Consider the following 1,688-nt stretch of genomic DNA (forward strand, 5'->3'; position numbering starts at 1 on the left):
TCTGCTCCTGCGCGTCTACAAGCGCGTAAACCCGTGCATAAAACCTGGGATGACGAACCGAGCACCCTGGCGGACATTAACCATCGCTCAAATGTGAACCCTAAGCACAAGTTTAATAATTTTGTAGAGGGTAAATCGAACCAGCTGGGTTTAGCGGCTGCCCGACAGGTATCGGATAATCCAGGCTCAGCGTACAACCCCTTGTTTTTGTACGGTGGTACAGGCTTGGGTAAAACGCACTTATTGCACGCGGTCGGTAATGCCATTGTGGATAATAAACCCAATGCGAAAGTGGTTTATATGCACTCAGAACGTTTTGTGCAAGATATGGTAAAAGCCCTGCAAAATAACGCGATTGAAGAATTTAAACGCTATTATCGCAGCGTTGATGCGCTGCTGATCGATGACATTCAATTCTTTGCTAATAAAGAACGATCCCAAGAAGAATTCTTCCATACCTTCAATGCATTATTAGAAGGAAATCAGCAGATCATTTTGACGTCTGATCGCTACCCAAAAGAGATCAATGGGGTCGAAGATCGCTTGAAATCTCGCTTTGGTTGGGGGTTAACTGTTGCGATCGAACCACCAGAGCTAGAAACTCGAGTGGCTATTTTGATGAAGAAAGCGGAAGACCATCAAATTCACCTTGCCGATGAAGTGGCGTTCTTTATTGCGAAACGCTTACGTTCTAATGTTCGTGAATTGGAAGGGGCACTCAACCGTGTTATCGCCAATGCGAATTTCACCGGTCGCCCAATTACCATTGATTTCGTTCGCGAAGCACTTCGTGATTTATTAGCGCTGCAAGAAAAGTTGGTCACGATCGACAATATTCAAAAAACCGTGGCTGAGTATTATAAAATCAAAGTCGCTGATCTATTGTCGAAGCGACGCTCTCGTTCGGTTGCTCGTCCTCGTCAACTGGCGATGGCGTTAGCGAAAGAGCTCACTAATCACAGTTTACCTGAGATTGGTGATGCATTTGGTGGCAGAGACCATACGACGGTATTGCATGCATGCCGCAAGATTGCTCAGCTTCGAGAAGAGAGTCACGATATAAAAGAAGATTACTCGAATTTGATTCGTACATTATCTTCTTAATTTCCAAGACTTGATTATTTTATCTATATATAAAAGAACACAGGCATCGCGCCAAACTACCGTTAAGAGTTAGATATGAAATTTACCATTGAACGTAGCCATTTAATTAAGCCACTTCAGCAAGTGTCAGGTGCTTTAGGTGGACGCCCAACATTGCCTATATTAGGTAACTTGTTGCTCAAAGTTGAAGATAATGTTCTTTCCATGACAGCAACCGATTTAGAAGTGGAATTGGTTAGCCGAGTGACATTAGAAGGTGACTTTGAAGCGGGCAGCATTACCGTTCCTTCGCGTAAATTTCTCGATATCTGCCGCGGACTGCCAGATAGCTCGGTTATTACGGTTGTTTTAGACGCAGATCGAGTACAGGTTCGCTCTGGTCGAAGCCGATTCTCATTAGCGACACTCCCAGCGAATGATTTTCCTAACATTGAAGATTGGCAAAGTGATGTCGAGGTGTCGCTGACTCAAGCTGAGTTAAAAGGTTTGATTGAAAAAACACAGTTTTCAATGGCCAACCAAGATGTCCGCTATTACCTCAATGGTATGTTGTTTGAGATCGATGGCAAAGATCGGAAGAGCGG

The 1,688-nt window shown here is 44.1% G+C and carries 2 protein-coding genes; both read left to right on the forward strand.

The genetic code is table 11. The features are described 5' to 3' along the window. Positions 1-1,104: chromosomal replication initiator protein DnaA (gene dnaA, locus ACP45E_RS19200; RefSeq protein ID WP_069585444.1), on the forward strand; the 1,104-nt coding region annotated here is incomplete at its 5' end. Between the two features lie 75 nt (positions 1,105-1,179). Continuing rightward, positions 1,180-1,688: DNA polymerase III subunit beta (gene dnaN / locus ACP45E_RS19205; protein ID WP_069585445.1), on the forward strand; the 509-nt coding region annotated here is incomplete at its 3' end.

Origin of the sequence: Vibrio genomosp. F10 str. 9ZD137 (assembly GCF_049974785.1) — a bacterium.
Lineage (GTDB): Bacteria > Pseudomonadota > Gammaproteobacteria > Enterobacterales > Vibrionaceae > Vibrio.